At 56.1% G+C, this 25,122-nt stretch carries 21 protein-coding genes; 4 read left to right on the plus strand and 17 right to left on the minus strand.

The genetic code is table 11. The annotated features are described in order from the left end of the window. From VH413_11920 to VH413_11935, 4 genes are all read right to left on the minus strand, one after another. Entirely contained in the window at window positions 1–990 is a 990-nt protein-coding gene (locus VH413_11920) for an acyl-CoA desaturase (GenBank protein ID HEX3799396.1), read from the minus strand. Between the two features lie 261 nt (window positions 991–1,251). Then, window positions 1,252–2,712 (minus strand): efflux transporter outer membrane subunit, encoded by a 1,461-nt coding sequence (locus VH413_11925; protein ID HEX3799397.1) that lies wholly within the window; start codon window positions 2,710–2,712, stop codon window positions 1,252–1,254. Beyond that, a complete protein-coding gene (locus VH413_11930; GenBank protein ID HEX3799398.1) occupies window positions 2,709–3,926 on the minus strand; it encodes an efflux RND transporter periplasmic adaptor subunit in 1,218 nt (405 codons plus the stop codon). Before VH413_11930 ends, VH413_11925 begins: the two co-directional genes overlap by 4 nt. 5 nt (window positions 3,927–3,931) lie before the next feature. After that, the gene (locus VH413_11935) at window positions 3,932–7,153 is read right to left on the minus strand and encodes an efflux RND transporter permease subunit (GenBank protein HEX3799399.1); all 3,222 of its coding nucleotides are present in this window, start codon (window positions 7,151–7,153) and stop codon (window positions 3,932–3,934) included. 174 nt (window positions 7,154–7,327) lie between these two features. On the opposite strand from VH413_11935, the gene VH413_11940 reads away from it, so the two are divergent. From VH413_11940 to queG, 3 genes are read left to right on the plus strand one after another with little or no spacing between them, the layout of a single operon-like run. After that, window positions 7,328–8,209: a LysR substrate-binding domain-containing protein gene (locus tag VH413_11940; GenBank protein ID HEX3799400.1), complete on the plus strand. Its 882-nt coding sequence runs from the start codon at window positions 7,328–7,330 to the stop codon at window positions 8,207–8,209. A 38-nt stretch (window positions 8,210–8,247) separates the two neighbouring features. Then, window positions 8,248–8,787, plus strand: coding sequence for a shikimate kinase (locus VH413_11945; protein HEX3799401.1), 540 nt, complete (start codon window positions 8,248–8,250; stop codon window positions 8,785–8,787). Continuing rightward, entirely contained in the window at window positions 8,784–9,803 is a 1,020-nt protein-coding gene (gene queG / locus VH413_11950; protein ID HEX3799402.1) for a tRNA epoxyqueuosine(34) reductase QueG, read from the plus strand. Before VH413_11945 ends, queG begins: the two co-directional genes overlap by 4 nt. On the opposite strand, the gene VH413_11955 is transcribed toward queG, so the two are convergent. The 10 genes from VH413_11955 to VH413_12000 are packed head-to-tail and all read right to left on the minus strand — an operon-like array spanning window position 9,800 to window position 20,864. Continuing rightward, window positions 9,800–10,435, minus strand: a complete 636-nt coding sequence (locus VH413_11955; GenBank protein ID HEX3799403.1) for a cytochrome c — start codon at window positions 10,433–10,435, stop codon at window positions 9,800–9,802. The genes queG and VH413_11955 overlap by 4 nt on opposite strands. Then, window positions 10,432–11,112, minus strand: coding sequence for a cbb3-type cytochrome c oxidase subunit II (locus VH413_11960; protein HEX3799404.1), 681 nt, complete (start codon window positions 11,110–11,112; stop codon window positions 10,432–10,434). Before VH413_11960 ends, VH413_11955 begins: the two co-directional genes overlap by 4 nt. 20 nt (window positions 11,113–11,132) lie before the next feature. Beyond that, complete coding sequence (locus tag VH413_11965) at window positions 11,133–12,599, minus strand: cbb3-type cytochrome c oxidase subunit I (protein ID HEX3799405.1); 1,467 nt, start codon at window positions 12,597–12,599, stop codon at window positions 11,133–11,135. 17 nt (window positions 12,600–12,616) lie between these two features. Next, window positions 12,617–12,934 carry a hypothetical protein gene (locus VH413_11970; protein HEX3799406.1) on the minus strand — a complete coding sequence of 106 codons (318 nt, stop codon included), beginning with the start codon at window positions 12,932–12,934 and terminating at the stop codon, window positions 12,617–12,619. A gap of 56 nt (window positions 12,935–12,990) precedes the next feature. Continuing rightward, window positions 12,991–14,256 carry a hypothetical protein gene (locus VH413_11975; GenBank protein HEX3799407.1) on the minus strand — a complete coding sequence of 422 codons (1,266 nt, stop codon included), beginning with the start codon at window positions 14,254–14,256 and terminating at the stop codon, window positions 12,991–12,993. 3 nt (window positions 14,257–14,259) lie between these two features. Next, on the minus strand, window positions 14,260–14,880 hold the full coding sequence (locus VH413_11980; GenBank protein ID HEX3799408.1) for a cytochrome c: 621 nt from the start codon (window positions 14,878–14,880) through the stop codon (window positions 14,260–14,262). Window positions 14,881–14,883: 3 nt separating this feature from the next. Then, window positions 14,884–15,423 (minus strand): DUF3341 domain-containing protein, encoded by a 540-nt coding sequence (locus tag VH413_11985; protein HEX3799409.1) that lies wholly within the window; start codon window positions 15,421–15,423, stop codon window positions 14,884–14,886. 1 nt (window position 15,424) lies between these two features. After that, a complete protein-coding gene (gene nrfD / locus VH413_11990) occupies window positions 15,425–16,894 on the minus strand; it encodes an NrfD/PsrC family molybdoenzyme membrane anchor subunit (protein ID HEX3799410.1) in 1,470 nt (489 codons plus the stop codon). Then, window positions 16,894–20,199, minus strand: a complete 3,306-nt coding sequence (locus tag VH413_11995; GenBank protein HEX3799411.1) for a TAT-variant-translocated molybdopterin oxidoreductase — start codon at window positions 20,197–20,199, stop codon at window positions 16,894–16,896. Before VH413_11995 ends, nrfD begins: the two co-directional genes overlap by 1 nt. Further along, complete coding sequence (locus VH413_12000; GenBank protein ID HEX3799412.1) at window positions 20,196–20,864, minus strand: cytochrome c3 family protein; 669 nt, start codon at window positions 20,862–20,864, stop codon at window positions 20,196–20,198. Before VH413_12000 ends, VH413_11995 begins: the two co-directional genes overlap by 4 nt. A 501-nt stretch (window positions 20,865–21,365) precedes the next feature. Between VH413_12000 and VH413_12005 the strand changes: the two genes are divergently transcribed. Then, entirely contained in the window at window positions 21,366–21,728 is a 363-nt protein-coding gene (locus tag VH413_12005) for a hypothetical protein (protein ID HEX3799413.1), read from the plus strand. Window positions 21,729–22,233: 505 nt separating this feature from the next. Here the strand turns inward: VH413_12005 and VH413_12010 are convergent. The 3 genes from VH413_12010 to VH413_12020 all read right to left on the minus strand — a co-directional run bounded on the left by VH413_12010 (window position 22,234) and on the right by VH413_12020 (window position 25,014). Then, complete coding sequence (locus VH413_12010; protein ID HEX3799414.1) at window positions 22,234–23,052, minus strand: endonuclease/exonuclease/phosphatase family protein; 819 nt, start codon at window positions 23,050–23,052, stop codon at window positions 22,234–22,236. 17 nt (window positions 23,053–23,069) lie between these two features. Next, the gene (gene mtnP / locus VH413_12015) at window positions 23,070–23,933 is read right to left on the minus strand and encodes an S-methyl-5'-thioadenosine phosphorylase (protein ID HEX3799415.1); all 864 of its coding nucleotides are present in this window, start codon (window positions 23,931–23,933) and stop codon (window positions 23,070–23,072) included. Between the two features lie 220 nt (window positions 23,934–24,153). Further along, window positions 24,154–25,014, minus strand: a complete 861-nt coding sequence (locus VH413_12020) for a DUF1559 domain-containing protein (GenBank protein ID HEX3799416.1) — start codon at window positions 25,012–25,014, stop codon at window positions 24,154–24,156. Between the last annotated feature and the right edge of the window lie 108 nt (window positions 25,015–25,122).

Consider the following 25,122-nt stretch of genomic DNA (forward strand, 5'->3'; position numbering starts at 1 on the left):
TCAGGCACGGTGATTGGCCACGGACGCGGAACTATTCGGTTTCAACGCCGGTGCCTGATACGCCGAGATCGGCACGGGCTTCAAGTTCCAAATGATGCCCGTCCAGGAAATCGCCTTGAGCACGTAATAAGAAATATCCACTTCCCACCAATAGAAACCCTGGCGCGTGGAACTCATGTAGCGATGGTGATTATTGTGCCAGCCTTCGCCGAGCGTGATGAGCGCGAGGATCAAACTGTTGCGGCTGTTGTCGCTGGTTTCGTAGCGGCGTTTGCCGAGGAGATGCGCGAGGGAATTAATGGAAGACGTGGCGTGGAACAAGGCGGTCGTGCTGATAAAAAAGCCCCAGACCAAAAGCTGGTTGCCGGTCACACCGAGGCTCGGCTTGAAGACGTAGAGCAGATGGCCAACAAACGCGAGCAGCACCGCGAGCACGATGGGAACGAGTGAGTCGAAGCGATTGAGGAAAACGAGTTCGGGATATTTTGCAAGGTCGCGGACCTGATTGTAATCGGTGGGAAAGTTGCGCGCGCTCGTGATCCAGCCGATGTGCGACCACCAGAACCCGCGCTGGTTCGGTGAATGAACATCGCATTCTTCGTCGGAGTGCTGATGATGATGACGGTGTTGATACGCCCACCAAAGCGGCCCGCGCTGGACAGCGGAAGCGCCCACCAGAGCGAAGAGGAATTGAACCAGCCGCGAGGTATGAAAAGTTTTGTGCGAAAAATAGCGGTGATAAAATCCGGTGATGGCGAACATGCGCGCGAGGTATAAACCGATGGCCACGCAAACGGAAATCCAACTCCAATGAACCCAGATGACGCCGAGACAACCGAGATGCAAAATGACGAAGGGGATGGTCCGCACCCATTCCACGCGATCCGGTTTCGCCTTGATCGCGGCGGTATCTTCGTTTCCAAAATCGGAGTCCACCCACTGGACCACGGAAATAAAGCTCGCCTTAAAAAATGGTTTTAAACGGTCCATAATTTCAAATCCGCCCGAATCACCTCATAAAACACCAACCCGTCCGCAATGAATTCGTTTGAAACCGGCTTTTGGATGCAATAATTGGACGGGAGTATAGGGTTGCCAAAAAATATAACAAGCACTACCGGCAATAACTTACGGAAGAAAATGAGTGCGCTGGGAAGACATTGCGGTGAAGCCAGGGAAGGCGAAAATCAGTCTATCCGCCCAGCCTTTTCACGGGCTGAACGGATGCTGACAACGATTGCAAGCCGTTGATTAAAGCTGTTTTGGCGGGACTTGCCAGGTGCCGCCGAGGGATTTGATCAAAGCCACGGTCGTGACCAGTTGATCACCGTGAAGGCGGACAGCGGTGCGTTGGAGATCGAGCGCGGCGTTTTCCGCCGTGGCCACTTCGAGATAAGTCACCAAGCCGGCGCGGTAACGGTTGTTGGCGATGTCCAAAGTCTTTTCGGCAGATTGAAGTGCGGCGGCTTCAGCTTCGTTTTCCACAGCAAGCAAGCGCTGGCCGGCGAGGTTGTCTTCCACTTCGGCAAAGGCATTCAAAACATTTTGACGATATTGCGCGACAACTTCGTCATAGACCGCTTGAGTCCGTTTTAATTCCGCGCGCAACTGTCCGCCTTCAAAAAGTGGAAACGTCACCGATGGGCCGAACGCCCAGATATGACTCGGCCAATCGAACGCCGTGCCCGCGCTGACACTTTGGTAACCCGCCAGCCCGCTCAACTGGATGCGCGGATAAAATGCCGCTTTCGCCACACCGATATTCGCGTTCGCCGAAGCCATGCGCCGTTCCGCCGAAGCGATGTCTGGACGGCGTTCGAGCAATTCCGAAGGCACACCGGCAGGCAAAATCGGCGGAGCGAGAGTCAGGGTTTTCTCCGGCAAATCAAACGAGGAAGCCGGACGGCCGGTAAGAACCGCCAAGGCATGTTCCACTTTCGTGCGTTCAAGCAAGGTCACAGGCAACTGCGCCTCGGTTGTTTTCAAAACCGTTTCCGCCTGTGCAACATCGAGGTCGGTCGCCACACCGCCCGCACGGCGATTGCGTGTGAGGTCGTACGATTTTTGAAACACCTCGACACTCGAGCGCAACAACGCCAACTCGGCATCCAGCGCGCGCAGCGTAAAATAATCCGTGGCCAATTCCGCCTGGATGGAAAGCCGCGTGGCTTCGACATCGTCCGCGCTGGCTTGCGCCGCCGTGCGCGCGGCTTCCACCGTGCGCCGCACGCGTCCCCACACATCCACTTCGTAGCTGGCATCCAGCGGCACAGTGAAATTGTTGTAAGTGTCCGGCAGACCATTGGAGATGCCGTTGATCGGGCGATTCGCGGAATCGCGTTCGCGTGTGTAGGAAGGCGCGAAGGCCACGTGCGGAAAAAGCCCCGACCGATTGATGTCCACGAACGCGCGCGCCTGCTCGAAGACCGCGACGGCTGCCTTCAAATCCTGGTTGGAAGTTGCGGCGTCCGCTTCGAGCCCATTTAACTGGGCGTCCTGAAAAATTTCCCACCACTTGCCCTTGGGAAGATTCGCGCGCGGCTCCGCGATTTTCCATTCGTTGGTGCCGAAAGAATTCGTGTCGCTGGCGTAAGCCGGGGGAACTGCCGCCGAAGGACGTTTGTAATCCGGTCCCACCGCGCAACCCGCCAAACCCACGATCAATGCCGTCGCTGCCAGCGCGCCGGCCCGCCTGCCGTCATTGCTGTTCATTGCGCCTTTTCCGCCACGGGTGTTTCCGCCACGCGCACGGTGATGCCGGAAGTCAACGAGTCCACGGGGTTGATGATGATTTTGTCCTGCGCCGTGATGCCAGAAACAATTTCAACCGTTTTGCCAAAATCGCGGCCGATGCCCACGTTGCGCAATTCCACTTTGTTGTTCGCGCCGACGACGCCGACTTGCATCGCATCGCGAAAGAGCAGGGTGTTCGCGGGCAGCACCAGCGACGGCGCTTGTTTCACGTCAGGAAAACTGACTTCGGCGTAACTGCCGGCGAAGATTTCGTTCTTCGGATTGTTCACTTCGAGTTCGACGAGCAGCGTGCGCGAGGAGGCATCAATGGCCCCGGCGGTGCGAACCACTTTGGCGGTGAAGGTGCGGCCCGGCAATTCCGGCACGGTCAATTCCGCGTCCACGCCGGTGGCGATTCCAGGGGTGGCCGATTGCGGCACGCGAACGAACACGCGCAATTTGCTGGTCTCGGCGAGGCGAAACAATTCCTTGCCCGGCATGATAAGATCGCCGACGTCAATATCACGGGTGGTGATGGTTCCGTTGAACGGCGCGGTGACGTGGCTGAAAGATTGCAAATCCGCGAGCCGTTCCACATTGGCCTTGGCGGTGTCCACGGCGGCGATCTTGAGTTTCAAGTCGCCCTGTTTCTCGGCGTCTTCCTGCGCGCTCACGCTGGAAGTCTTCATTAATTCCGTCCAGCGATCGGCGGTGATCTGCGCGAGCGACTCGGCCGCCTGGGCCTGCACGAGTTCAGCCCGCGCGCCGGTCAACTGCTGATCCAACTCCGGCGTGTCAATATCCGCCAGCAATTTGCCCGCTTCAACCGCCGTGCCAATGTCCACGTACCAATGTTTCACGTAGCCATTGGCGCGCGCGTAAATCGGCGCGGCCACGAACGCCTGGACTTCGGCGGGAAGCTTAAGCGTGGACACAGCGGCACCCGGCGCGGCTGAGACAACCTGCACCGTCGGCGTGGCCAGTTCCACGGTTTCCTTGGCCAGCGCTTGCGTGTGCAGCCAGCGTGGGACGAGCCCGGCGACGACCAGCGCCAATAATAAAATGATGATGCCGATCATCCAGCGGCCAAGTTTTGGCGAAGACGATGGCGAATGCGCGGTGCGGTCACCATTCGACGGGGCGGGCAGGGGTGATTCCATGACAGGAGTTGCTTTGCGTTCCAGTGAGTTCATTTAGTTTATGCAGAAAGAGGTTCGGCGTGTGGCAGCGCTTCGCCGTTCGGGCTGGTGACGGGTTGTTTCTTGTGGCGGTGGACCAGGCTGAAAACAACCGGCACGAAAAACAAGGTGGCAATCGTGGCCACGAACAAACCGCCGATGACCGCTCGGCCAAGCGGCGCATTTTGCTCGCCGCCTTCGCCAAGGCCAAGGCTCATGGGCAGCATGCCGATGACCATCGCGAGCGCGGTCATGATGACGGGGCGCAGGCGGCCCGCGCCGGCGGTGAGCGCGGCTTGCACCGGGCTCATGCCCTGATCCAGATTATTTCGCGCGAACGTCACCACGAGCACGGCGTTGGCGGTGGCGACGCCGAGGCACATGATGGCGCCCATCAATGCGGGAACGCTCATCGTCGTGAAGGTGAGGAACAATCCCCAGATAACGCCCGCCAGCGCGCCGGGCAATGCGCAAATGATGATGAACGGATCCAGCCAGCTTTGGAAATTCACCACCAGCAACAAATAGACCAGTCCGATCGCGCCGACCAAACCGACGCCCAGTCCGACGAAACTTGAGTGCATCGTCTCCGCCGCGCCGCGCAAAATTAATTGGCTGCCGCGCGGCAAACTCTTGCGCGTCTGGTCGAGCAGCGGTTGAAGGTCGCGCAATACGCCGCCCAAATCACGCCCACTCACGCCGCCGAAAATATCCACGACCGGCACGGCGTTGTAATGCGAGAATACGGGAGAATCATTTGTGCGTGTCATGGTGGCGACATTTGCCAGCACTTGTTCGCCTTTGCCACTGCCGCTGACGGGCAAAGAGTTTAGCGCGGTGAGAGAATTGAGCACCCGTTCCGGCGCGCGGGCATTGATCAAATATTGAATGCCATAGACGGTGTTCAGCCAGTAAGCGGGCGTGACCTGGCCGCTGCCGCTGACGGCCAGCAGCACCGCGTTCGCCACGTCGCCTTCCGAAAGGCCGATCTCCTGGGCCTTGGTGCGGTCAATGTCAAAGCGCAACTTGGGCAAGTCGCCGGGTTGCTGGATGCGGATGTCCACCGCTCCGGGAATCTTGCGCATTTTTTCGGCAAGGTCGGCGGCAATCTGCCGGCTCTTGGCGCGGTCCCAGCCGGTGATCTGCACATTCAACGGCGCGGGAATGCCGAAGCTCAACGTCTGGCTGACGATGTCTGCCGGAAGGAAATAAAACATCGTGCCGGGAAATTCGTCGTTCAGGTCATGCCGCAATTTTTCCACATAGCCATCGGTGGAATGATGATGACCCTGTTTCAAGGAAATCAGGATGTCGGAATCGCCCGCGCCGATGAGGCCGTTATTGCTGTAACTAAGCGCGATGGAGGAGTTGGGAATGCCGATGTTGTCGAGCATGCCGACCAGTTCATCCTTGGGAATGACTTTGCGGATGGCATCTTCGATGTCCGCCACGAGGCTGGCCGTTTCTTCGACGCGGGTTCCCGTGCGTGCTCGCAAGTGCAAACGAATTTGCCCAGCATCCACGTTCGGGAAAAAGTCCTGACCGAGAAACGGAACCAGCAAACCGGACGCAATGCACAATGCCAAAAACAAAATCATGAAACCCACGCGCCGCTCAAAGATCGCCTCGAGCAGGCTGCGATAACCTTGCTGAAAACGTGCATACCCGCGCTCGAAGCGGTCCTGAATGACCATGAACGGACGCTTCCACCCGGGTGCGTCTTCGACATGATCGCCGTGCTGGGTATGATGTTCGTAATAGGAAAAATTCCGGTAGAAATACATCACCAGCGTCGGAATCAGCGTGCGGGAGAGAACGTAACTCGCAAGCATCGCGAAAACCACCGCCTCGGCCAGCGGCACGAACAGATAGCGGCCCACGCCCGTGAGGAAAAACATCGGCACGAACACGATGCAAATACAAAGTGTGGAGACGAAAGCCGGCAGCGCAATTTCCTGCGCGCCGTCAAGGATGGCCTGTTGCAGCGGCTTGCCGAGCGACATCTGGCGATGCACATTTTCGATTTCCACCGTGGCGTCGTCCACGAGAATACCCACCGCAAGCGCCAAACCGCCGAGGGTCATCAGATTGATCGTTTCACCGAGCGCGCCGAGGATGATCAGTGAACTGATGACCGAAAGCGGAATCGAGAGCGCTATGATGAACGTGCTGCGCCACGAGCCGATGAACAATAGAATCATGACCGCCGTCAAGGCAGCGGCGACAATGCCTTCCTTCATCACGCCGCTGATGGCCGCGCGCACGAAGAGCGATTGATCGGCAAATTCCTGCACGTCCAGACCGAGTGGAAGCGTCTTCAACATAGTTGGCATGGTCGCCTTGATACCCTTCACCACGTCGAGGGTTGAAGCAGACCCATTCTTGAGAATCGTCAGCAACGCGCCGCGCACACCATCCATGTGAACGATATTTTGTTGCGGGGCAAAACCGTCGCGCACGTGGGCGACGTCATGGATATAGATCGTTGCGCCATTCACCGTCTTGATCGGCAGGTCATTCAGTTCGTCCAGTTGGCGCGTGGTGGAATTCAATTCGATGTCATATTCCGTCGGCCCGATTTTCGCGGTGCCACTGGGCAGAATCAAATTCTGCGCGCTGATGGCATTAACGACATCCTGCGGCGAAAGCCCCTTCGACTTGAGCGCGGACAAATCCAAGTCCACCGAAACCTGCCGCGCACGACCGCCATACGGCCAGGGAATCGCCGCGCCGCGAACCGTGGACAAACCGACGCGCACCTGGTTCTGCGTCATGTCGTAAAGTTCCTGCTCGGAAAGTGTCTTGCTGGTGATGCTGTATTGCAGGATTGGCACAGTCGAGGCGTTATAGCGAATGATCAGTGGCGGCGTGGCGCCCGGCGGCATCTGCTTGAGAATGGTTTGCGCGACGGCGGTGATTTGCGCGACGCCGGCATCCACGGACGAACCCGGCTGCAAAAAGACCTTGATGATGCCCACGCCGTTGTAGGAAGTGGATTCGACGTGTTCGATGTCATTGACCGTCGTGGTCAGCGTGCGCTCGTGATTGTAGATGATGCGCTTTTCAATTTCGCCGGCGTCGAGGCCGACGTATTGCCAGATGATGCTGACGACCGGGATATCAATCGCGGGGAAAATATCGGTGGGCGTGCGCAACAACACGAACGGGGTCAGCAACACCAGGACCAATGCTGCCACCACAAACGTATAAGGCCGCCGCAAGGCTAATCGGACAATCCACATAGCTTTCTCTCAATTTAACGACACCACCGCATTATCCAATAATGAAACGGGGGTGGCCGCAGACCGTTGTCAGGTTTCGACAACTTACATCCGCGACACACTATTAATCGTCTTATTGACCCCGCTTGGCCAATATATGTTTACAATAAGATTGATACTTTGTATGTATCAATCATGGAATTACGGCATTTGCGTTATTTCGTGGCGGTGGCGGAGGAATTGAGTTTTCGCCGCGCCGCCGAGCGTTTGCACCTCGCCCAGCCGCCGCTGAGTTCGCAAATCAAGGCGTTGGAGGATGAATTGGGGATGAGGCTGTTCGATCGTTCTACGCGCACAGTCAAATTAACTCCGGCAGGAAATGTTTTTCTCACGGAGGCGCGCGCGGTGCTCATGGCGGCGGAACGCGCGCAGCAAAATGTCCGCAAGGCCCACCAGGGTTTGCTGGGGCCGTTGCGCATCGGCATCCTCGCGCCTACGGCCACGCCGCGGCTGGCGCGCACGCTCAGTTCGTATCGCCAAAAATATCCCGCCGTGCAATTCTCGCTGTTTGAGTTGACGTCCATCGAGCAATTACATCGCCTGCGCGAAGACCAGCTCGACGTGGGATTGTTGCGGCCACCGGTGGAATTTCCCGAACTGGATTGGATTTTCATGGAGGAATCGCCGATGGTGCTGGCGGCGCCGGCGGGGCATCGCCTGACGAAATTGCGGAAGATAAAATGGATGGATTTTAACAGCGAACCGATGGTCATGATTCATCCGACGTTGCAGCACGGCTATTACGACAAATTTCTTGAGAACTGCGCCAAGGCGGGCGCGACGCCGCTGGTCGGGCAGTACGCGAACGATGTGCATTCCAAGATGTGGTTGATCTCCGCGGGCTTCGGCGTCGCGCCGACAACGAAAACCATCGCCGAAGTCAAGCGTCCGGGATTGGCGTTCCGCGAATTGCCGGACGGTTTGCCGCCGGTGCAGACCTTGGTTGTGTGGAAGCGCTCGAATACCTCGCCGGTGTTGCGCAATTTTCTCGATTGCTTTGCGACCCAGTCAAAATAACTGCGTGCCAACGGAAATTTTCTGCGGTAAGTGAAAGCATGAACAGCTCGCGGCAAATCCATAACCTTGCGCTGATCGGCTTCATGGGCACGGGCAAGTCCACCGTTGGTCGGCTGGTCGCGGACCAATTACGTTTCGAATTTCTCGACACGGATGAATTGATCGAGTCGCGCGCGGGCAAAACCATCGCGGCGATTTTTGCGAACGACGGCGAACCGGCGTTTCGCGAACAGGAGCGAAAGATTGTGGAGGAATTAAATTCGCGGCGGCACCTGGTGATTTCCGCCGGCGGCGGCCTGGGCGCGAATCCTGCGAATATCGCCAATCTCAAGCAGCACGCGCTGGTGATTTGTTTATGGGCATCGCCGGAAAAAATCTGGGAACGCGTCCGCACGCAGACGCATCGTCCGCTGTTGCGCGAGGCCGATCCGCTCGCAAAAATCCGTTCGCTGCTGCTGGTGCGCGAGCCGGTTTATAAGCAGGCCGATGTGCTGTTGAACACGGAGTCACGGCCGCTCAAGGAAGTGGCGGCCCAGGTGCTGCATCAATTTCAATCCGCGCGCTCGCGGGTGCCGTGAAGACCGCCATTCAACAGCGCGCTCTCGAGCTTGGCTTCGATGATTGCCGTTTCGCCGCGGCGTCACCGCCCGCGACGGCTCCACACTTTGCCGATTGGCTCGCGAAAAAGCAGCATGGCGAAATGGCATATCTCGAGCGCAACGCGCACAAACGCATGGATCCTCAACAAGTTCTCGCCGGAGCGAAGACGATTATTTCGCTGGCGGTTTCGTATGATGCGGCGGAGGCGAAGAAAGTTGCCACCTCGTGTGAAGGAGTCGTGGCGCGGTACGCGCGGTTTGGGGATTACCATGACATCATGGGCGAGCGGTTGAAGACGCTGGTGGACTTTGTGACGCAACTCGGCGGCAAAGGTGCGCGGTCGCTTTGGTATGTGGACACGGGGCCGTTATTGGAGCGCGATATTGCGCAACGCGCGGGTGTGGGATTTGTCGGCAAGCACACGAACGTCATTAGCCGGCGTCTAGGCAACTGGATTTTTTTGGCGGAAATCTTGACGACGCTTGAGTTGGCGCCGGACGCGGCGGAGAAAAATCGTTGCGGCTCGTGCGAGCGTTGCATCAGCGCGTGTCCCACGGAAGCGATCACCGCACCGTTTCAACTCGACGCGCGGCGGTGTATTTCGTATCTCACGATCGAATTGAAAGGCGCGATTCCCGTGGAGCTTCGGCCCGCGATTGGGCAACGGATTTATGGGTGCGATGATTGCCTGGCGGCGTGTCCGTGGAATCGTTTTGCGCAGGAGGGGCGGCTGATGCGTGAACACGCGCGCGCGGATTTGGCCACACCGGATTTGCTGGAATTGTTGTCGCTCGATGACGCGGCGTTCAAGGAGCGTTTTCGTGGCACGCCGATGTTGCGGACGAAACGGCGCGGACTGTTAAGAAATGTTTGTGTCGCTTTGGGAAACAGCGGGGATAAATCCGCTTTGCCGGCGTTGAAGCGGGCGTCTGAAGATGCGGAGCCGTTGATTGCCGAGCACGCGCGCTGGGCGGTTGAACAAATCGAGGATTAATCCTTTTCAGGAATCTTCAACAATTCGTCCGAGGTGAAAGCGTCCTGGACCGAGCGGGTCTTGAGCTTCTCGCGCATGGCGTGGACTTGTTCCGTGGTGATGGGCGGTGCGTTATTACCCCAATCTTTATTGCCACGAATGTAGCTGAGAATTTGGGCGAGTTGCTCGTCGGAGTAAGTTTCTTTCCACGCGGCCATCACGCCTGCGCCGAACTGCTGGCCTTTAACCGTGACGGGCCCTTTGAGACCATTCATCACGATACGCAATACACGATTGGGACCTTCCGCATTGACCCATTCGGAACCAGCCAGCGGCGGTGCATTAACAGCCGCAGAACCTGAACCGCTGGCCTGATGACACGCAGCGCAAGTGGACGAATAAATTCTACCGCCAGCAATGCGGAAATCCTCCAGCGGATCATGAATCTGATGGTCTTTCACCTCTTGATAGGAGACGTAGGGGGTATAGACCTGGCTGTTGAATTCACCACCGTGATCTTCAAGGTAAGCCATGCCGATGAAGGTCATTAGCGCGAAGAGTGCGATCAATAATACCGGCGCAGCCGTATAGTTCGAGCGCGGTGGGGCGTCGTCCATCGTTTCCGCAAATGGTTTGTTAGGTTCGAGACTCATTTGGCGGCGGAATTCGTTGTGGCCGCAGCAGCGGGCGCATTGGTCGAGGCACTTTTTGGCTTGGCCGGCGGCGGGAAAGGCGGTGTTTCAAACAACACCGCGTCAGAGCGCAGGCTCATCAAGTAAGCGACCAGTGCGTGCGCGTTTTCAGTCGGAATGATTTCGTAACCGGCCGGAGTGTTCTTATCCGCGGGCAAGGCATCGTCAGACGGATGTTCGTTGAAGCCGAGCTTGTGTTTCTTGAACAAATATTGATAAGGCGGCATCAGCGAGCCGGGCATGGTCGAGCGCGGATCGTAAATATGTTGCAGGATGGGAGCCTCATTGGTTCCGATGCGCAAACCGACGTTTGCGAGGTCAGGGCCGATGCGTTGCGTGCCGAGCATCGCGGGTTCGTCGTAGAGATAATCTTCGTCAACACTCTGGACGACACCGTGACGGCCACCCCATCCACGCTCAAAATCAGTGCCGTAACCTTTTGGGCGAACTTGCTGGCTGTGGCAATAGAAGCAGCCGTTGGCGCGATAAATTTGTTCGCCCTGGCGCGCAATGCCGGGGCGCATCGAGGGATATAAATCGCCGACCTTGGATTCTTCGCGGGCCTGATTGCCAAGCTGCAACTGCGGCGCGAGCACGAAGCCGAGCCACGAGGCGGACATCGCGAAAAAGGTTCCCAAAAACAAAAGCGGTCCCGAGTTCACCAGATCACCTCCACGTTTTTAACGCTGGTGGCAAATGCGGTGGTCGCAACTTTGCGTCCGACGCTCACAAGCAGACTGACGACGCTCAGGAGTATCATGAGATTGGCAAGGATCATCAGCAGTTCGCCAAGCGTGCTGCCGCGAAGGAAGAGCAACGTGGATTGTGTGACGTCAGGAAATGCTTTCGTCGAATCGTTCAACGCAAAACCTTGAACTACGCCGCCGATTGCGAGCAGCACCGAATAAATGATGACGCCCAAACCGGCGATGGCGAATTGGCCGCAGATCATCCCCGGTTTTGAAAACTCCGCCTGCACCAATCGCGGCACGATATAAAACATCGCACCGAACATGGTCATCGCGAAAAATCCATACAGGAACAGCATCGTGATTCCCGGTGTGAACCAGGTGAAATTCGTGATGCGGCTGACCGATGCGAGCGAGGTCACGGCGTTGGCAAGCCCAGTCACGATATAAATTGAAGTGGCGAAAATAAAGAACTTGAACCGGCGGTTTTCGCGGAGCGCGGACTTATCACCACAGATGGTGCCGAAGACGTTCATTCCGACGCCAAGAATCGGGGCGATGGTCATCAGCGCGCCCATCGTGCTCAACGCGGGCATCCACGAGGGCAACGGAGTCGCGGCGGGGATGTTGCCCCACGAACCGAACAGCGCGAGCGCAAAGAAAGTAAAGACGCCCAGATAATGGCTGTGAAGCGGACGCTGGCTGATCTTGGGAACGAAATAAAAGATGGTGGCAATGCCGATGAAACCAAACCAGATGGTTGAGAGGTTGTTGATGTACCAGGAATCAATGGCGGTTTGCAGCACGCCGCGCGCGGGATGAGCTACCAAGGTGAGGCTTGCCGTGGAATAGATCCAGGGGAACCAAAACAGCGCGCCGAGAATGAACCATTGCGAGATATAAAATTGGCGGTCAGTTCGCAGATGGAGAGTAACCATCGCGCCAAGGGCAATCAGCAGATAACCGAAAAACAAAGTCGCGGAAGCGTAGCGGGGCATTTCGAGCCATTCATAACCGGTGCTTTCGCCGTAGAAAATTCCCAGGATGCCCAGCGTGACGGCGCAATTCCAAAGTATGGTTCCGGTGAGGATGGCGGGAGTCATCGCCAAACGCACGCGGCTGAGATGCGCCGTGATCCAGAGCAGGACGCCCAATCCGGCTTGCGCGGCAAAGCCATAAATGAGGGCGTTCAGGTGAGCCGGATGAACGCGGCCATAAGTCAATGCGGAACATTCCGCGAGCAGATTGGGCGCATGAAATTTGAGCGAGGCGATCAGGCCGAGCAGCGAACCAATCAGGAGCCAGCCGAGCGCGGACAGGAAAAGGAACAGCACCGGACCGCGGCAGGATGCGTCAATCTCCAACGATCCGGCTGGCGAAACGGCTTGGGCGCCGCCAGTGGAAATCGTTTGCGATGGGGAGGAAATCGCGCTCATCTTTATACAGCCACGGATTACTCGAACGACTGGGGCGGCGGCACAGCCGTCGCTTTTTCGACGCGGGCAACCAGATTGGAACGGGCTGACACCGGGTCCTGCCAAAGTTTGAGAGACAATGCCATGGCATCCTTGATCGGCATGCGAACGACGCCTTTATTTTGGTCCTGCCAGCCGTAGGAGTTCAGCACTTCCTCGTTATTGGCGCGCAACTCCCTCAAGGCCTTGATGCGGACAGCGGCGCGGTCTGCACCGAGCGGTATCGGACGAGTATAATAGCGCATGACCCAAACGAGTCCGGCGACGATGAGAAAAGCACCGATGATGGCGGCCACGTAGGCACACCGACCACATGACTTGCATTCCGGGCAATCAGAATCAGGCTGCGAATTCAATGGTGACCTCCGGTCTTGACCTCAACGACAGTGGTGGTGGCTGCCTCAACATATTGATCTGGCTGACGCACATAGATGTCCTGCGATTCGGCGAACCGCGGGTCTTTCTGCGGAATCATGGGGCTGGAATAAAGTCGTTTGATAAAGAAATGCGACAGGATGCCGCCGATCAACATGAAGCAGGCGACATCGCGCCAGTCGAGATGATAATTGTTCGGGTGCAGCACCGGGCCGATGTTGAAGGCCATATCGTTGAAATGCATCAGCCACGCCCAGACGAACAGGAAACCCATCACCGGAAGTTTGAGTTTCCAGTCAATGCGCAGGAGCAACAGGAACGGCACGAAGAAATGGCCGAAGATAATGATCTGGCCGATGTCCCACCAAGTGCCTTTTTCGCGCAGGACATACCAGAAAGTTTCTTCCGGCATGTTGGCGTTCCAGATGATGAAATATTGAGCGAAGGTCACGTAACCGTAGAACACAGTGAACGCGAAGAAAAGCGAGCCCATGAAGTAATAGGTTTTGTCGTGGACGTAAGGCTTGAGCGGCCCCTGGCGTTGCAGGAGCAGGACGATGACGTAAAGCGTGATCATCGTGAGCCACATGCTGCCCGCGAAATAATAGACGCCATACATCGTGGAGAACCATTCGTGTTCCAGCGCCTTGACCCACATGATGGCGGCGGTGGTCAGGGAGAAGGCGAAGAGGAAAATGCCGAAAGCCGAGTAACGGCGCATCATGCGCGTGCATTCGACCGAGCCGGTTTCGTCCTGCTTAAGCGACCAGGCGCGCAGTTGGCTGGAGAGCCACCACCAAACCAGAAGGCAAATGATGGAGGAGATAAAGAAACCGGGCGTTGTGAAGAGAGGATGCTTGGCTTGCGTTGCCAAATCTGGCGTCGCTTGCGTCCAGCCGCCTTCCATCCATTTATACAACTTGGGAGCGAAAACTCCGATCGGGATCCACAGATAAACCATGTGCTTGAACGAGCAAGACATTTGCTCCAGCACGCGGCGCACGGGCACCGACCACGAGGCATCAAACAAGTGATGCAGCATGGTAAAGCCGAGCGAGCCGAGGCAAAGGCTCAGAAAAAACATGTAGGCCAGCAGCCAGGAGAAAGCAAATTGCTTTTGGTTGGTGGCCACCCCGGCGATAGCGCCGATGCCGCCGATTACCATCAGCCACATGGGCACATTGCGCCACTTGGACAAGTCCAGCGGCGGCAGGATAGTTGGTGACTTGGTGTGCGAACTCATAGGCTATTTCTTCAACGTCGAACGCATTTGTTCGGGCACGTCATCAATGGTTCCCAACTGGCTAAGCTGCAGCGCACGCACATACGCGACGATCGCCCAGCGGTCATCCACCGTCACGTTCGCGCCGTAAGGGCCCATGAGGCTCTTGCCGTAAGTGATGGTGTTGAAAATTTCGCCGTCGGCCAATTCAACGATGCGTTTGTCGTGCAAGTTGGCGACCGTGGCCATCGCGCCGATGCGCTTGGTGATGCCGTTGCCATCGCCTTGCGCTCCGTGGCAGGGCGAGCAATTAATCAGAAACCGCTGCTGGCCGCGGGCCAGCAATGCTTCAGTTACCTGAACAGGAATGGTTGCGATGAAATTCGTCGTGCCAGGGACGTGGCCGGTATTGACCGGCTGGTCTTCATAATGAGTATCTTCGCGGGCAATCGTCCCGGCGACGGGAACACGCGAGGCTTTGCCATCGGCAAAAAACATGTCCGGCGTTTGCGGACGCAGCTTGGGCTGGCGGTTCATGTCAGGGAAAATTTCGATGGGCTCGCGGCGCGAAAGGCTGCCACGCTTGCCGGCCACGACCACCACCAACCCGCAGCATATCACGAAAATGAGCAGAAAATAACGCATCGCTTATTCCTCCACCATCTCGATATGCGAACTGCCGAGAGACTCGACCAGTTTGCGGGTTTCGATTTCGGAATATTTTGGGTCGCTGGTTTCAATCACAAGGAAAAAGCGGTCGTGCGTCGCCAAGCCGAAGCGGCGGTTCTTCAACAGCGGATGATGCAGGCGCGGGAGGCGATTCATGATGAGCATGCCGCCGAGCGCGCCGAACGCGCCGAAAAGAATCGTCAATTCATACGATGGCGGGAAAGCCGAGAACGGGCTGAACATGGGCTTGCCGCCGATGAGGATCGGATAATTATAGGCATTCATCCACCAGATCATCAGCATGCCGGTCGTGTAACCGGTCACACCGCCGATGAACGAAAACCAGCCGACCGGCGAATTCTTCAAACCCATCGCTTGATCCAGTCCGTGGACTGGAAACGGCGTGAAGACATCCCATTTGCGGAAACCGGCGTCGCGGACTTTTTCCGCGGCGTGCATGACATCCGCCGGAGTCAAAAACTCGGCGATGATGCCGTAAGGTTTGGGGGTGGCAGCCATTTTAGTGATGCCCTCCTTTCGCACCGCCCAGCGGGTGATGCGGGTCGGCCTGCGGGGTCACGCCCTTGACTTCAGCGATGGCCACCAGCGGGACGAAGCGGATGAACAAAAGGAACAACGTAAAGAACAAGCCGAACGTGCCGAGATATTGCAGGATGTCCACGGCGGTCGGGCGGAAATAACCCCAGTTCGCGGGAATGAACTCGCGGGTCAGCGGCATGATGATGATGACGAAGCGCTCGAACCACATGCCGATGTTCACGAAGATGGACAGGATGAACACCGTGAGCATGCTCGTGCGCACTTTCTTGAACCAGAAAAGTTGCGGGAAAATACAGTTGCAGGAAACCATCGTGATCCACGCCCAGTTATAAGGACCGAACACGCGTTGCAGGAACGTGAAGCGTTCGTAAGGATTGCCGCTATACCAGGCGATGAAAAATTCCATGCCGTAGGCGTAGGCGACGATGCAACTGGTCGCGAGTGTCACTTTGCACATCAATTCGACGTGGCGAACGGTGATGATTTCTTCGAGCCGCAGCAATTTGCGCAACGGCACAAGGAGCGAGAGCACCATGCCGAAGCCGGAGAACACCGCACCCGCGACAAAGTAGGGCGGAAAAATCGTGGTATGCCAGCCGGGGAGTTGTGACACTGAGAAGTCCAGGGACACGATGGAATGCACCGAGAGCACCAGCGGGGTCGAGAGGCCAGCGAGAATCAAATACGCTTTTTCGTAATTGCTCCAATGGCGGTTCGAGCCGGTCCAGCCGAGCGCAAACAGACCGTAAGAGAATTTGCGGATCTTGTTGCGGGCGCGATCACGCATGACCGCGAGATCAGGAATCAAGCCCATGTACCAGAACAGTACCGAGACCGTAAAGTAAGTCGAAACGGCGAAAACGTCCCACATCAGCGGCGAACGGAATTGCGGCCAGATGCCGAACGAATTTGGAATCGGGAACAACCACCAGCCGAACCAAATACGCCCGATGTGAATCAGCGGATAAATACCTGCGCACATGACGGCGAAAATCGTCATGGCTTCTGCGGCGCGATTAATGGAGGTGCGCCACTTTTGACGGAGCAAAAAGAGAATCGCGGAAATCAGTGTGCCAGCGTGGCCGATACCGATCCACCACACGAAATTGACGATCGCCCAGCCCCACATGGCTGGATGGCCAGGACCCCACACGCCAACACCGGTGGAGAGCAACCAGAGAATCATCGAGAAACAAACCGTCATCAAAATGACGCTGGGCACGAAAGAAATCCACCACCAAAGCGGGGTTTTGTTTTCAGCGACGCCGGCGATGGCATCGGAAATCCAGCCCGGCGAACGATAATTGGCAACGAGCGGCTCGCGGCGCAATTCCACGGGCGGCGGTTGGACGATCAAGCTGCCGACAACGATTTCAGGATCGCCGGCTTTGGGCAGGCCATGAGGCTGGTGAGTGGTCGCGTCGGACATTAGCGCGCTCCTTTCTCAGCTTCGTGCGCGGACTCGGCGTGTTCTGATTCGCCCTTGCTCTCGAAAGGATTTTGATGGTTCGCCGCGTCGAATTCCTCAGCGCTGTGAGGCGTGTCGAACGCGTCAGGCATTTCGGGATTCGGATTGCGGATGCGCGCCAGGTAAGTGGTGCGCGGCTTGGTGTTCAGGAAATCCAAAACTTTATAATCGCGTTCCTGCGCCTTGAGCTTGGCGACGCGGCTTTCGGGATCGGCGATATTGCCGAACACGATGGCTTCCGCGGGGCAAGCCTGCTGGCAGGCGGTCTTGATCATGCCGTCGGGCACGAGAACATCCCCTGAGTCGCGGGCCTTGACCTTCTGCAAAATCTCCGCGCCCTGGATGCGCTGGATACAATAGCTGCATTTCTCCATGACACCGCGCATGCGCACTGTCACGTCCGGGTTCTTGAGCAGCTTGAGCAATTCCCACTCATCCGAAGGTTTGTTACCGCGGTCCGGGTCTTTCCACCAGCGGAACAGGTCCAGCTCGCCATCGGTCGTGTGAGTCAAAGGCGTCGAATACAAAGGCCCTTCCAACTGTTCGAGCGGACGGCGATTGTAATCGAAAAAGTTGAACCGGCGCACTTTATACGGGCAGTTATTTGAACAATAACGTGTGCCAACGCACCGATTGTAAACCATCACGTTCAAGCCTTCCTGGTCATGCACGGTCGCATTGACGGGGCAGACGTTTTCGCAGGGAGCCGCTTCGCAGTGCTGGCAAAGCATGGGCTGGTTGACGACCTGGATGCTGTCTTCCTTGTCCGGATCGCCGGTATAATAACGGTCTATGCGGATCCAATGCATCTCGCGATTGTTCGCCACCTGATATTTGCCGACGATGGGAACATTGTTTTCGCTTTGGCAGGCAACCATGCACGACGAGCAGCCAACGCAGGCGCTCAAGTCAATGGACATGCCCCATTGATGGTGGCCGAGCTTTTTCGCCTCGTCGAAAGGATTCGGATACAGTGGCGCGAAAGCGGGCGGCTGTTCCATGTCATAACCGCGCGCGAATTGCGGATGCTGTTGATATTGCTTGAGCGTCGCTTCGCGAATGATCGGGCGGCCTTCCATCGCGCCGTGATCCTGTGTGACGGAAAGAGCGTGGGGTTTGCGGAGGTCGGTCAGCTTTCCGCCAAGAGCGATATGAGTATTCTTGAGCGTGCGAAGTTTATACGCGTCGAAACCGGAATTTTTTCCGACGCGACCCGTCTGCGTGCGGCCATAACCGAGCGCAAGGCCAACGGTGTTGTCTGCCTGGCCGGGTTGCACCCAAACCGGGCCTTCGACTTCGCGGCCATCCAGAGTCAGCTTCGCCCATGCAGCCTTGATACGATTGTTTTCCTGGTCGGCGCGGTAAAGACCGAGTTCCTTCGCCGTGTGGACGCTCATCAGGAACACGTTTTCCCAAGTCAGCTTTGTGAGGGGATCGGGAAGTTCCTGCATCCAGCCGTTATTGTTGAAACGGCCGTCGTCCATCTTGGCGTCGCGATGGAAAATCACTTCAAGACTGTCCTTCGTCGGCAGCGGCGCGGCGGTCAAGGCAGCCCCGGCAATCGCGGTGGTCACTGCGGCAAGATTGAATCCGACCTGCACCCGGGCGGCAGCGCTGTCTGCGAGAAAACCGTTGTATAAAAATTTCTTCCACTCTTCTTCACCGCTGCCGGTCGCGATGCCGTGGAAAGTTTCGCGGACGATTTCGTGCGCCGTATTCGTTTCAAGACCGGCGATGCGCGCGAGCACTTCGATTTCCGTCACGCCGCCGAACAAAGGTTCGATCAACGGCTGAATGGCCACGAGCGTGCCATCATAAGTGCGGGCATCGCCCCACGATTCGAGAAAATGCGCGAGCGGCAAACCCCAGCCGTTCTTGGGAAATGATTCGTCTTCGTAATAGCCGAGACGAACCACCGTCTTGGCCTTGGCCTGAGCATCCGCCCATTTCAAATCGGCGGGCGTATTGTAAACCGGATTTCCGCCGAGCACGACCAATGTATCTACCGAACCGGCTTCGAGTTCTTTGGCGAGGTCAGCAACCACGCCAGCTTTGATTTCCGGCGCTTCGAGCAGAACGAGAGTCGTGCCGACATTGCTCAACGCGGCGTTCATCGCGTTCGCGAGCAAATGGACGATAAGCGGCTGGCGCTGACCCGCGACGACCAGGCATTTGCCGCGGTTCTTGAATAAATCTTTCGCGCATTCGACGATCCATTTTTCCTGCGCGGCGATGGTTTTGGATTGCGCTAGTGTTTGGACGGACTCGCCCAAATCGCCCGAACCCGCCTGGTTGAAAATTTCCGTGGCCAAACGCGCCGCGATGGAGGCGACCGCACTGCTGGCGATGCGAAGGCGATGATCGGCATTTGCGCCGGTGAGCGTCATGAGCGCTTCGACCGCATACAACCGGTTCATCGGGCTCTTGGAATCTACCATGCGGCGGCCCTTGGCAAAGCCGCGAATATTGTTCGGCAGATTTTCTTCGTTGCCAATGAAATCGCAATCGAGCGAGACGATGACTTTCGCTTCGTCGAACTTGTAGTAAGGCGTGGCAGATTTGCCGAAGGCGAGCGTGGCGGCTTGTTGATGAATCGAAAAATCAACCGGCTCGTATTCGTACCACTTGGCCTTGGGCAGCTTGTCGGAGATCGCTTTTTGCAGGCGCGCGCGCGAAGGTGAACTGCTTTGTTCCGCGAGGAAACTCAGGCCTTGTCCGCCGCTGGCAAGCGCCGTCTTGGAAATTTGATTCAACGCGTCGAAAGCATCTTCGCGCGAGGCGTTATTGCCATTCTTTGCAAAGCGAACCGAGCGATCAGGATCGTAAAGATTCAGGATTGAAGCTTGGGTATAACGATCCGTGCTGCCGTTGCTGTCGGGATGCTGAGGATTGCCTTCCAATTTGGTTGGGCGGCCATCGTTCGACTTGGCGAGCAAGGCTACCGCGGTTCCGCGGGTAGGCATCGCCGTGGCATACCATTTTGCGACGCCGTGAACGTAACCTTCCGGCATCTTGGAGAAAGGATAAATATTTTCCACCGGACGGCGGCAACCGCTTCCCGCCACGCCGAAACCGGCCAGCAGGAACGAAGCAGACATGAGCTTGACGAAATTACGGCGCGTGACCGGATCCTTCATCTCACTGGCGCCGGCGGGAAATTCGCGCTCTGCCCATTGACGGAACTCGGGCGTGTCAGCGACTTGATCCAAACTGCGCCAATACTTTTGGCCTTCGGGCTCTGGACAAGGTGGAGGGATGGTTTTCATCGGTGACAAGCGGAGCAATTCTGCATGGATTCAACATTCCAATCGTGAACGAACTTTTTCCCGTTAGCCTTCTGCAAATCAGCAGCTTCCACGGGATTATCGCTCCATTTCCAATCGAGATCGGTGATTTTATCCAAGGGACGCAAATGCGCCGCCGGATTGCGATGGCAATCAAGGCAGAAGGACATGCTAAGTGCCTTGGCTTGATGCACTTCGTCCATGTGATTGATCTGACCGTGGCATTCCACGCAACTGACGCCACGGTTTACGTGAACGGAGTGGTTGAAATAGACGTAATCGGGCAGCTTATGGATTTGAATCCATTTGATGGGCTTGCCGCTGGCGTAACTGTCGCGCACCACCGCCAGCTTGGGATCGTCCTTGAGAACTTGATTGTGGCAGTTCATACAAACCGAACTGGCCGGGACATTGGAATACCAGGATTTTTCGACCGCGTTGTGGCAATAGCGGCAATCCACGCCGAGTTCCCCGGCATGAATCTCGTGGGAGAAGGCGACCGGCTGCACGGGCATGAAGCCCGCGTTGGTATATTTATTGGTGAAGTAATACCAGACGCCCGCCGTGACCGCCGTGCTCACGAGCACAACGCCGACGATGATCATCAACGGCAACCGGTTTGTCCACTTAGGGAAGATGTCAGACATCTTTTCGTTTTGTTAAGCCAACGCCAAAATTTTCTTCAGGCTGATCAGCCCGGCACACTACCCGAGTCGCGAAAGGTGAATTCTTGTCATTGCCGGGCAACCGTCAATCGTTTTTTTCCAAAATTATTTTCGGCGGCACGACCAGCCACCGCGCCCGGACGCCGGACAAAGAAATATTTCCTTGTCCGGGAAACAAAATAAAACGTCCGCCGCCCTCTCGGCAAGAAAGTTTGTGAAATATTTCACGAATTAGGGCTGCTTAATTCTGCTCATTATATTTACTAATTATTCTGCCTCAAAATCGTGAAAAATTAATAAAACTGTTTCGGGTGTTGGCGTCAGATTTTTTATCCCGGCGATAAATCAAACCACTGGAATAAGTATCAGGCTAATTGCTTTAGACTTTCTCTCTTACTAAAACTTGAGACCGCTAGTTACGATCTAACCCTGACCAATAAGAAACCATTGACTTAATTGGCTTTGTGGCCATACTTTGAAGGTATGTCAACTAACTTATCGAATATATCAGTGCAGCAATTAAAGCGGGCCTTGAGTGTCCGGGAACAGATAGACGAACTCGAGGCGGAATTGGTCGCCATCCTCGGCGCTTCTCAAGCCGCCGCTCTTTCAGGAGCCGGCGCTGGTGACGGACGCCGCCGCAAGATGAGCGCCGCCGCCCGCGCGAAAATCGCCGCCGCGCAACGCGCCCGCTGGGCCAAGCAAAAGAAGGGCGCCCCGGCCGAAGCGCCCAAAGCCGGCCGCCGCAAGATGAGCGCCGCCGCCCGCGCCAAGATCGCCGCCGCCGCCCGCGCCCGCTGGGCCAAGGCCAAAGCCGCCAATCGCAAGACCCTCGCGAACGGCTGATAGTATTGGGCGGTTAAGATCGCCCCATTTTTACCTGTGCGCCATCTGTGGTCCAAACCACGGGTGGCGCATAAAATTTTTTCACGGCTGCCATTCTGTCTCCCCCTTAAAAGCGAAAATGTTTCGCTGGTTTTTATTGGTGGCATGAATCTTTTGGAGGTTGCGGTTTCATTTTTTCACGCGGCTTTATAGCGCAATACGTTTGGAATTCATTTCGTTGAAGTTTCTTTAGTCTCTAAAGATTTCCCTGAAAAAATTTCTTTAGACGACCTAGCCTGATTGGATTATTCAATAAATACCTGGAAATTCCAGCGGGCGGGTGTCATATCAAAGTCTTCTCTAAAAAAAGTAAGCGGTGTCACTCAAACTGAATCGCCGGGCAGCTTAAACCAGAATCTGAATTCTTTCGGGGATTACTATTCCGGTATCGTCTTGAAGATGAAATGTAAGAACCTCGCGATTCAAACTTATCGGCAAAAGGCTCTGCCCAACATTTAAGCGCAACTTATTTAATGCGCAAATCGGCGACCAGTGGGCGGTGATCGGAGGCCTGGGTATCGGGAACCCAGGCCTTCAGCGGCTCGATAGATTTGTCCGGGGATAACCAAATATAATCAATGCGGCGGTTCGGTTTGGGGCTGGGAAAAGTCCAGCCATTGCCTTGTCCGACCAGCGCCCAGGTATCGTCAAAGCTTTCGCGCATCGCATTATAGACTGGCGTTTGCGGGAAGTCATTGAAGTCGCCGCATAGGATCATCGGCAGGCCGGGATATTGTTGGATGATGCGTTTTATCTCTCCGACATTGAGCAGCCGTTCTTCATTCTCCCGGCGATAATCAATGTGCGTGGTCATGAAGAGCACTTTATGGCCATGCACATCCAGGATGAGTTGAATGATGCCGCGCTGTTCCTTGGGGCGGATCATCACGTAATGTGTGTTGGTTTGTTGCAGGATTGGAAAGCGCGTCAATATCGCATTGCCATATTCGCCGCCCTGGAAGTTAAAATTATTGCTGAAGTAACCGGTCAATCCCGTCAAGGCCGCCAGTTCCGCCGTCAAGTCGCGCCGGTCGGTGCGTTGAACGCCCTTGTCCACTTCCTCCAGCGCCACGATGTCGGGATGCTCGGCATTGATCGCAGCCGCCGTGCGCGCGAAATCAATTTTATTGTCCGCTCCCGCGCCGTGCTGGATGTTGTAAGTCATCACGCGCAGAGTTACCGGCCCCGCAGCTTCGCTCGCGGTTTTACAGCCCGCGCCAGTTATTGAAATCAACACTCCGGCGACTATAGCGGACAAGGCGGATAACTTGAACTGCTTAATCATGATAAACTCCGGTGCGCTCAAAGATATTTTGCGAGCAACAATTTCAATTCATTCGTCGTCTTCACCGGCCAGCATTTTTTATCGGTCATGATCGCGTGGGCCAGCGCACTGTGGCAGGACCAGTTGGCTTCCTGCGGAATCTGTTCGATGGCGCGCGACACCACGGCCTTGGCCAGTGCGGCATTTTTTGTTAGGTTGGCGATGACAATCTCGACGGTGACGTGGGCTTCGTCCATTTTCCAGCAATCGTAGTCAGTGATCATGGCCATCGTGGCGTAGGCGATCTCGGCTTCGCGCGCGCATTTAGCTTCGCCGAGATTCGTCATGCCGATCACGTCATAGCCGAGCTTATGATTCGTCAACGATTCCGCGCGGGTGCTGAATGCCGGGCCTTCCATGTTGACATAAGTGCCGCCGTCGTGGACGCGGGCCTTGAGTGCTTTGGCACTTTTCAAAAGAATCTGCCGCAACTCTTCGCAGATCGGATCGGCGAACGCGATATGCCCGACGATGCCGCGCCCAAAAAATGTGTGGTTGAGCGATTGCTTGGTGCGATCGAGAAATTGGTCAACGAGGACGACATCACACGGTTTATATTTGGCCTGCAACGAACCGACGGCGCTGACGCTGATGATCCATTGCGCGCCGAGTTTTTTCATGCCCCAAATATTCGCGCGATGGTTCAACTCGGTCGGCAGGATGCGATGCCCGCGCCCGTGCCGCGGTAGAAACACGACGTCGCGGCCGCTCAAGGTGCCGGTGAGAAAATCGTCCGAGGCCGGGCCGAAAGGAGTTTTGACTTTGACCCATTTTTGGTTGGTGAAACCTTCAATGTGATAGAGGCCGCTGCCGCCGATGATTCCGATTCGATTTGCTGGCATAGTCGTTATTTAATATTGCGAGTCACTATACGCGGCAGGAACGTAAATGGAAGTGCGGAGTGCGGAATTGAAGAACGTAATTCCCGCGCCGCAGTTTATTTTGTAATTTATGGGAATGAGCGAAGCGCTTTGTATGGGGGAGTTACAAGCGGCTTCTTACTGAAAACTGAACACTTGAAACTTCCCCGATTCCGCACTCCGCACTCTACATTCCGCACTGCTAGGGGATTTGGTGTCCGTCGGCGGACCAACTGATATCGGGGCGTCCGGGGTCGGCGGCTTTGGAACCGGCGTTGAGGCAGACGTAATCGTAGCGATACCAGGTGGTATGGCCGTCGGCAAATGTGATGCTCGCGCCTTCTGAGTGGCGCGACGTGAAGGCGGTGGTATAAACCTGCGGTTTGCAGACATCCTGCTGCTTCGTGATGTTGCCGTAAAAAGGAGTTTCGGTTGTGATCGTGCGGCCTTCGCAAAACATAACGAATTTTGAAGGGCTGGCGATCATGCTTGCCTTGAGGTGAGTGATGTTCGTAGGCACCTGGTCGAGGCCTTGCGAGTTCATGCCATATTTAAATGCGACTCGATTGTTGATCGCTACTTCGTCAGGATTGATCTTGGCGGTCGGGCACATGAAGAGGGTGTTGCCTGTATTAAAAAAATTCCGGCCGTCGAGACCATTTTCGATGTCGTAATAATAAAGCGGCTTGCTCGCGACGTAAGAGGGAAGTGCGTTGAACCAGGCATCATTTCCCTGGTTGGCGATGTAAAAGTTCCCCAAGTCATTCCAAGTGGGATTGTCTTCATTATAACCCGGAGCTTCCCCCTGGGTTCCCATGGGAATCTTCGTCGTGGGATAGGTCTGGGAGTTATCATCCACGTACATGTTTTGGGCGAGCCCCCATTGCTTCAGGTTATTGGTGCAAACGACCCGCCGTCCTTTTTCCTTGGCCTTGGCGAGCGCGGGCAGCAATAGCCCCGCGAGAATGGCGATGATGGCGATGACCACGAGCAATTCAATGAGGGTAAACCCACGGAATTTTTTTGCCGCAAGCGCGCGGGTTAAGAAGCCATTTATCGTCATGGCGCAGAAGGTGTCCGACCCAAGTTACACGGAAATGTCGCAACTGTTACAATCGAGTGACGATTGAATGAAAGCAGATTAATGATTGGAGATCAAGCCTCTAGCTAC

Source organism: Verrucomicrobiia bacterium (assembly GCA_036268055.1).
Lineage (GTDB): Bacteria > Verrucomicrobiota > Verrucomicrobiia > Limisphaerales > Pedosphaeraceae > DATAUW01.

What these genes read in the sequence shown, in the direction of transcription:
- VH413_11920 (HEX3799396.1), bottom strand. Translation starts at nt 990, where the DNA reads ATGGACCGTTTAAAACCATTTTTTAAGGCGAGCTTTATTTCCGTGGTC.
- VH413_11925 (HEX3799397.1), bottom strand. Translation starts at nt 2,712, where the DNA reads ATGAACAGCAATGACGGCAGGCGGGCCGGCGCGCTGGCAGCGACGGCA.
- VH413_11930 (HEX3799398.1), bottom strand. Translation starts at nt 3,926, where the DNA reads ATGAACTCACTGGAACGCAAAGCAACTCCTGTCATGGAATCACCCCTG.
- VH413_11935 (HEX3799399.1), bottom strand. Translation starts at nt 7,153, where the DNA reads ATGTGGATTGTCCGATTAGCCTTGCGGCGGCCTTATACGTTTGTGGTG.
- VH413_11940 (HEX3799400.1), top strand. Translation starts at nt 7,328, where the DNA reads ATGGAATTACGGCATTTGCGTTATTTCGTGGCGGTGGCGGAGGAATTG.
- VH413_11945 (HEX3799401.1), top strand. Translation starts at nt 8,248, where the DNA reads ATGAACAGCTCGCGGCAAATCCATAACCTTGCGCTGATCGGCTTCATG.
- VH413_11955 (HEX3799403.1), bottom strand. Translation starts at nt 10,435, where the DNA reads ATGAGTCTCGAACCTAACAAACCATTTGCGGAAACGATGGACGACGCC.
- VH413_11965 (HEX3799405.1), bottom strand. Translation starts at nt 12,599, where the DNA reads ATGAGCGCGATTTCCTCCCCATCGCAAACGATTTCCACTGGCGGCGCC.
- VH413_11975 (HEX3799407.1), bottom strand. Translation starts at nt 14,256, where the DNA reads ATGAGTTCGCACACCAAGTCACCAACTATCCTGCCGCCGCTGGACTTG.
- VH413_11980 (HEX3799408.1), bottom strand. Translation starts at nt 14,880, where the DNA reads ATGCGTTATTTTCTGCTCATTTTCGTGATATGCTGCGGGTTGGTGGTG.
- VH413_11985 (HEX3799409.1), bottom strand. Translation starts at nt 15,423, where the DNA reads ATGGCTGCCACCCCCAAACCTTACGGCATCATCGCCGAGTTTTTGACT.
- nrfD (HEX3799410.1), bottom strand. Translation starts at nt 16,894, where the DNA reads ATGTCCGACGCGACCACTCACCAGCCTCATGGCCTGCCCAAAGCCGGC.
- VH413_11995 (HEX3799411.1), bottom strand. Translation starts at nt 20,199, where the DNA reads ATGAAAACCATCCCTCCACCTTGTCCAGAGCCCGAAGGCCAAAAGTAT.
- VH413_12000 (HEX3799412.1), bottom strand. Translation starts at nt 20,864, where the DNA reads ATGTCTGACATCTTCCCTAAGTGGACAAACCGGTTGCCGTTGATGATC.
- VH413_12005 (HEX3799413.1), top strand. Translation starts at nt 21,366, where the DNA reads ATGTCAACTAACTTATCGAATATATCAGTGCAGCAATTAAAGCGGGCC.
- VH413_12010 (HEX3799414.1), bottom strand. Translation starts at nt 23,052, where the DNA reads ATGATTAAGCAGTTCAAGTTATCCGCCTTGTCCGCTATAGTCGCCGGA.
- mtnP (HEX3799415.1), bottom strand. Translation starts at nt 23,933, where the DNA reads ATGCCAGCAAATCGAATCGGAATCATCGGCGGCAGCGGCCTCTATCAC.
- VH413_12020 (HEX3799416.1), bottom strand. Translation starts at nt 25,014, where the DNA reads ATGACGATAAATGGCTTCTTAACCCGCGCGCTTGCGGCAAAAAAATTC.